Origin of the sequence: Vallitalea sp. (genome assembly GCF_025211055.1) — a bacterium.
GTDB lineage: Bacteria > Bacillota > Clostridia > Lachnospirales > Vallitaleaceae > Vallitalea.
The window spans coordinates 26,427-33,687 of sequence record NZ_JAOARO010000084.1 but is presented as its reverse complement, the minus strand read 5'-3'; the positions used below and the strand labels follow the sequence as shown (position 1 = coordinate 33,687).

At 32.7% G+C, this 7,261-nt stretch carries 4 protein-coding genes; 1 reads left to right on the top strand and 3 read right to left on the bottom strand.

All coding sequences use genetic code 11. The features are described 5' to 3' along the window. Positions 1–4,898, top strand: a 4,898-nt coding sequence (locus tag N4A55_RS12020) for a glycine-rich protein (RefSeq protein WP_293756658.1), incomplete at its 5' end; no start/stop codon positions are given. An 87-nt stretch (positions 4,899–4,985) separates the two neighbouring features. Here the strand turns inward: N4A55_RS12020 and N4A55_RS12015 are convergent. The 3 genes from N4A55_RS12015 to N4A55_RS12005 form a co-directional block, all read right to left on the bottom strand. Beyond that, on the bottom strand, positions 4,986–5,165 hold the full coding sequence (locus N4A55_RS12015) for a PspC domain-containing protein (RefSeq protein ID WP_202975181.1): 180 nt from the start codon (positions 5,163–5,165) through the stop codon (positions 4,986–4,988). A 28-nt stretch (positions 5,166–5,193) separates the two neighbouring features. Beyond that, a complete protein-coding gene (locus tag N4A55_RS12010; protein ID WP_293756651.1) occupies positions 5,194–5,898 on the bottom strand; it encodes an HAD family hydrolase in 705 nt (234 codons plus the stop codon). A 126-nt stretch (positions 5,899–6,024) separates the two neighbouring features. Further along, positions 6,025–7,233, bottom strand: coding sequence for an AI-2E family transporter (locus N4A55_RS12005; RefSeq protein ID WP_293756648.1), 1,209 nt, complete (start codon positions 7,231–7,233; stop codon positions 6,025–6,027). Positions 7,234–7,261 lie beyond the last annotated feature (28 nt).

Here is a 7,261-nt window from a genome sequence, read left to right as displayed (position 1 = left end):
TAAAATCTTACTACAATCCCCCATCTCCACCCCCTAAACCTGAGTTTAGATTCACTTCTGAACCTATTGCATTTTCAGAAATAAAACAAGGTGATATATACAAAGAAGAATTTGAAGCAATGGCTGGGACCCCTACTACTAAAAATTTATATTTTTCAGTTGGTGGCTCTGAATTTATTGCTGAAATAGTAGCAAAATATCACCCTGACCAAGAATCAACTCGTACATACAAAAGTTGGTATTCAGGTACACCTTCAAAATTTCAAATAGGTGATCAAGCAAGAGTATATACTGTACCTAGTCCAGTTGGAGCAGGCAATTGTGATACCACTGTGGATGTACATGATGGAGATTTAGAAATTTCTGCAACATGGACTGGTGAATTACCTTGGATAGGTTCAGTATCATATTGGGATCATGGTACTAATGTAGTGAATAAATGGGATTACAATAATTATAAAACAGCAAAACAACAGGCACAAGATTGGATTTCTACTATCAATAATTTTGAGATTTCCCACACAGCTGCTAGTGATAATGTAACAAGAAGATTCAATAATTGGAATGCTCACTTTACTACTGATAGTAGAGTTGACGGTCCACCTGGTGAAGCAGACCCAGGTCAAAAATATATAGCACCTACTCCTCCTTCTGGAGACCCACCAACAGGAGGCGACCCTGGTCAGCCATATATTGCAGCTTCTGGTCATGATGGGAGTTCCGGTCATTACACAATAACTGTAAAAGGTTCTGTACCTGACCATATATTATGTGGTCCTGATCATAGAAGAGAATTACCACCAATTGAAGATGTTTGGACTCAAAAAATTGGATATGACATACTAAAAATTAAAAAAGTTAACATATGGAAAATCGACCGTGGTCATCTAGACGGAATGATACAGTTACTTGATACTGATGAAGTAACAGCTACAGTAATAAATCGTAATAACGATCCTAACATATTCTATAATTTCGCAGTTACAGAAACTTCAAAAGATGGTAGATTAAGATATTCATTAGAACCTACTCAACATGATGATGTTGTATGGTATGAAGGTGTAAGAAGTAATGAGTCAGACGGATTAGGTAATAACCCTGCAGCAGAAGATAACCCTGGTGGTGGCGGTCATTCTGAATCCTATGCTAAAGGTATTATCTATGGTAATGTTAAAGAAACTAATATGGACAAACGAAATGAATTTAATTATCATATTAATCATTCAGATGCTACTGATAGAGATACACCTGAGTGGAAAAAATTTCATGAAAGAAGAAATCTTAAAAATACTGCAACTGTTATCTCTGATTTTATAATATTACAAACAACCTCTGGAGATCAATCTTTATTGTATTTTGATAAACCATCAATAGAGAAATGTGCTCAAGAAAATTTTGATAAAGTAGAAAATACTCCTGAAGAAATGTGGACTGATAACCCAGAAGCGGCTAGTCATATAGATCCAGAAGAAATAAACATTGGCTCATATAATGGTGAATTCTATAATACTAAAACTAAATACAATGGTACTGGTGACAAACATAAAACTACTACTCTATTTGATAATGATCCTGCTAAATCTATAACCCGACCAAATAGACCTACTAATCTAAGAATAGTGAAAAAAGACTTGGATATAATAGACAATAATAAAAATGGCGAATATATTACAGGTAATGCTACTGCTTTCTACAAACATATCTTAAGGCATAAAGCTGATTCTGATGCGTATACCAATAAGTATAATTCTAATATAAATGAATCGGGAATAACCCTTAATGCACCCTACTCTAGGTCTCATACCAAAGTAAATGATATAGTACTTCATAACCCTGTATCTACACAATATGCTATTGTTCTTCCATCTGAAGCAGAAGACCAACGTACTCCTAATTCTGTAGTTGGAGGAAATCTACAAGATGATATTACTGAATATGTTACTAAATTAAAATCTTACCATCCAAAACAGAATTTCATTGTCAATGGTGATGCTGAAAAAATTGCTAATGATGGTTCTCTACAAAACTGGAAAAAACAAACAACTGATAATACTGATGTTATATTCACTAGAACAACTCATAATTCATATGTTATTTCAGGAAGTAGTTCTTTTCAAATCAGTGTTCCTGCAAACTCTAATAGAATAGCTAAATATACAAGTACAACAGTAGGTATGGAAAATACTAATTACACTTTTACAGGTAAAATCAGTTCCCATAGGTGTGAAGGTTATTTTGAAATTGAAGCTCTGGACTACCTTGAAAATACATTAAAAAAATGGACATCTGATAAACATAACAATAGCTTGGTATCAACTAAAACAATCAACTTCACCACCCCAAAGAACACTGAAAAAATAAGAGTGTCCATTGTTAATGGTTCATCATATAATTCAGTATCCACCTTGAAAGACTGTATTTTTGCAGATGATTTATCATTAACGATGGAAGGTGGAAATAGTGCTGAATGGATACCCCTTTCATATACCATATATCAAGAATCACAAATAGATAACCCAGATTATGAAGAAGGTTATGAAAAACCTAATCCTGATTACCGACCTCCAGTAATTCATAATGGTGAACGTAAGACATTTAGATATAATGGCTCCAACTATATTTACAATGTTCCTATTAATGGTAAATATAAGCTAGAAGTATGGGGTGCTGAAGGTGGAAATGGTTCTGGTGGTAAAGGAGGTTACTCATATGGAGAAATAAACCTGTCTAAAGGTGAAAATTTATATATTTACCCTGGTGGTTCTAACGGTTGGAATGGTGGCGGTTCTGGTCATGGACGTTCTAACCAAGTTGGTGGTGGTGCTTCTGACATCAGAACACATGGTCATTCATTAACTGATCGGATTATTGTTGCTGGAGGTGGTGGCGGTCATGGCGGTAACGGTCACGGTGGCTACGGTGGTGGTATAACAGGTGGTTCTGGCGGCGATGGATATGGTTCTCCTGGTTCAGGGGGAAGCCAATCTTACGGTGGTAACGGAGGCAGTAATGGTGGTAGTAATGGTAGTTTAGGTTATGGCGGTTCTAATAATAGTGGTTCTGGTTCTGGCGGCGGTGGCGGTGGTTCTGGATACATAGGTGGTGTATCAAATGGTTACATGAAATGTGGAAACGAAAATACTCCAATATATAATGGTGGTACTCAGACTGGTAATAGTGGTAACGGCGTTATTGTAATCACTGAACCTGATGTATATATACCTGGTAATGGTGAACCTGAACTTGTATATGTTCCTCCAAAAGGCACTAAAAAAATTAATATTATATCTGAAATATCTAAGACAATATCTGAACCTCCAGAGGATTGGTATGAGACAATAATAGTTAAAATACCTGCCTCCCAAATAAAGCTACCTAATAATGAAATAATATATGCAAGTGAGTATCTAACTCTTGATTATCCATTTGAAGTATCTTTCCCTAATCTAGGAGATTTTTATGGTGATGGTTCTTGCGGTCTTTCTAGAACTACTAAGCAAAGAGGTAAAGGCTATACTGATAATATGGATACTACAGAATGGACAGCCAAGAAGATAGCTAAATTTGATTATAATGTTATTTATAATGGTAAGTTATACCCTGCTGGGTTTGAAATACCTCTTGTGGTTGAGCAAGATAGATATACTTTCTACTTACCACTAGGAAATAAAGAAGCAATTAGTGCAAGAGCAAAGTTTTATTCTATAGCTAATAATGGAAGCATAATTGATAACTCTTTACCTACAAATAAATCGAGAGGCTTTAATAAAGATGCAAAACACTCTGCATTTAAGATGTACAATATTGATATCATAGGTAAAATAGGTAATCTAGTTATAGAAGATACAGGTGATTTTAGATTCTCTAACATATTCAAACAACCTGTTGTTCCAACCGAATGGTATATACCTAATGTAGTTCCAAAAGTATCAATAGATAAGCAGAATAACTATTTTGGACATAATATAGATATAAGGGGTGAATCTGTCGGACCAACTACCAATTATCTTAACACTTATGGTTGTCTTGATTTCCTTGAGAAATCACCTTTACGTTTTCCTCTTTCTCCTTCAAAAAATAATATAGAGGCTTTAGTAAGACAGCCATTAAGAGTTGGATATCCAATTTTTATGGATATACAGACTATTGGTAATTATTATTCTTATATGGAGATTACCCCTTATTATTATTCATTAGATATAATCACTGGCAAAATAACACCTGTAGATGTCTACATGAATGTTAATAATAAGTATCAACCCATTAATATATTTGATAATGTTAAATCAGGCTGGGATACTTCTTCAATTCATAACTATTCTGTATTTCTGAATTGGGAAGAAGAGGCAACTAGGCGAAATTATCATTCAGAGGAACAACGTATTACTGAATATGTCAGAGATTACACATATAATGTAGATTATGAAGGTAATGAAGTTCCTCTACCTATCCCTATGGGTAAATATCATAGTTTTGGAAATGCCCAATTCATGAGGCTTTTCGGTCGTAACAGAACATTTATAGGTTCTTCTGATACTTATGGGATGGATAGAAATCCTGATGATATACTAAGTGAATATGAATATAATCACCAAGCTCAGAGATGGCATTTCACCTTCAAGCTGCCATCTTCAACCATATTCGTACCTCATGGATACAATATAACCAATGACAACTTAAAAACTGTTATGAATGATAGAAGTGTTATCATTGCAGCAGCTAAAATAATTGCTGCCGGCGATACTTATTCATTAGAATACAATCATCCAAATGGTAATGGTAATGTAACCTTAGCTGGAAGAACTCATTCCCTTGATAGTATTCCTTACAATGTATATGCTGTCTACTCATCAGAAAAATCTTGTTCAGATGATCTAGATACATCTGGAACTCATTAATTTTGTGTGGATAATATTAATAAAAGAAAGAAAAAGGGGCTGTCACAATAAGTTTTATTGTTTACAGTCCCCTTTGCTTATATGGTATCACTCGTCTGGAATAACGAATACACAAATAATGTAAGCCCATAATCCAGCTCCACCAAATATTATCCCGATAGTAAATAATAATCTAATAATTGTTGGATCCACATCTAAATATTCCGCTATGCCCCCACAGACACCATTAATTTTTCTATTTCTTCTAGATTTTACAAGCTTCTTCATTATCCTCACCTACCCTGTAATATTATTATTATATCACATCAAAGATTTTACGTATATCACCATCTAAAATCTTATATTTAGATGTTACATCTTCTGGTTGTCCACTAGATAAATTAGAATGTATATATAAGGAATCAATGCCCATGTCATTGGCACCTTTCAAGTCAATATAATCGTTACCAATAAATAGAGTATCTTTTGGTTCTAGTTGTTCTTTCTCTATAAAGTATTCATAGAACTTAGTATCAGGTTTACGTATACCTACATCAGACGATATACATATTCCATCAAAGTATTTCTTGATTCCTAGATATTTAATTTCTGAATTAGCAAATGCTTTCTGTGCATTTGACAATAAATATATTTTTTTGCCCTCAGCAGTAAGTCTTTCTAGAGTCTCCATAACACCATCGTATAATCTAATTGTCTCTGTTGATAATAATCTAAATGTTTTAGCTGCTTGTTTTGCTTTTTTCTTTGGTTTTATTCCCTTATCCTTGTACAATTTGAAGAATACATCTTCAATCTCATAATCTGGACATTCATATTTACTATTCATCTTAATGAGTTTATTTACTATACTGTAATACTTTTCCTTTAGTTCTTCCTTTTCATAATGAGCACCGTTATAACCGTAATAAATAGCAAACTTTTCCCAAATCTCATCTTTCTCTTCATTCGTTTCGATATCTATTAAAGTACCATATAAATTAAAAACATAATTATTATACATCTTAAGACCTCCGTCTAATAATAAAGCGACACATAATCGCAAATGATAACTACCTAGTTTTCATGAGTTAAATATTTCTTTACCCAACTTATACATTTTACCTTTATTTTATAATAAATGCAAATGTCATTTTTTTAGGTCTATCAGTACTATATTTTTCTTATCTTGGCGTCTTTTTGCCCATCTGTTAATAAATATCTTAACAATTCCACCCATAGGTATAGATAGAATTACTCCTAACAAACCAAAGAACTTACCAAATACGAACATAGCAAGTAATATGAAAACTGGGTGCATACCAATACTCTTACCTTGAATTTTGGGACTTACAAAAACATAATATACCTGTTGTATAATTACAATGTATGCTCCTACAAACAAAGCTTCCTGCCATCCATCTTTTACCAAAGCAATGATTACTGCTGGTATAATACCGATCCAAGTTCCCAAATAAGGTATAATATTAGTGTATCCTGCGAATGTACCTACAATGAATGCATAATCAAAATGTATTATTATAAGTGAAATAACTGTAACAAAACTTAATAAAGTAAGGTCAATGATTTTTCCTCGAATAAAACTAAGGAATACAATATTAATTTCATGTAAAATTTCTTTTAAACTGTTTTTTCTCTTGTCATTTAATGTTAATCTAAGAATATTTTCAAGTAAATTCAGGAAGTATTCTTTGTTCATGATGAAATTGAATGCAAATACAAATCCAAAAGAAATGTCAATTATATATCTACCTATAGTAGTTACTCTACCTGTAATAGAAGTTGCAATATTTTTTATCTGGTTAATAATACTCACAGATAATTCCTTCAAGAATTGTGTAATATTAGCAGCAATACCCATTTTATTAAGAGATTCTTCTATTCCTCCTAATTCTTGGGAGTAGTTTTCAAAAGTATGTGTTATCTCTTTAATCAATTCAGTGATATTAAATTCTCTAAAACTACCATTTATCATAACAAAAACACTATTAACAAGTAACGTTAGTATGGTGATTATAGAAACAAGAGTAAGTACAAGACTAATACCTCTTACAATAGCTTTCTTTTGCTTTCTATGTGTTCTTTCCCATTTTTTACTTATTTTTATTTTACTTAAAACTTTCTCAAAATATCTTACAATAGGATTTAGCAGGTAAGCAATAACTAATCCCCATAAAAATGGTGAGAGTATCTTAACAATAAACGAAAATGTATCAGAAACACCATTTATTACATCACCAATGTTAGTCATGACCAAATAAATAATATAAATGATTACAAAACCTAACGTTATGTATTTGATCTTTTTCATATAACCGTGGTCCAATTTAATCTTCATCTAGTCTAATACAATCCTTTCATATTAT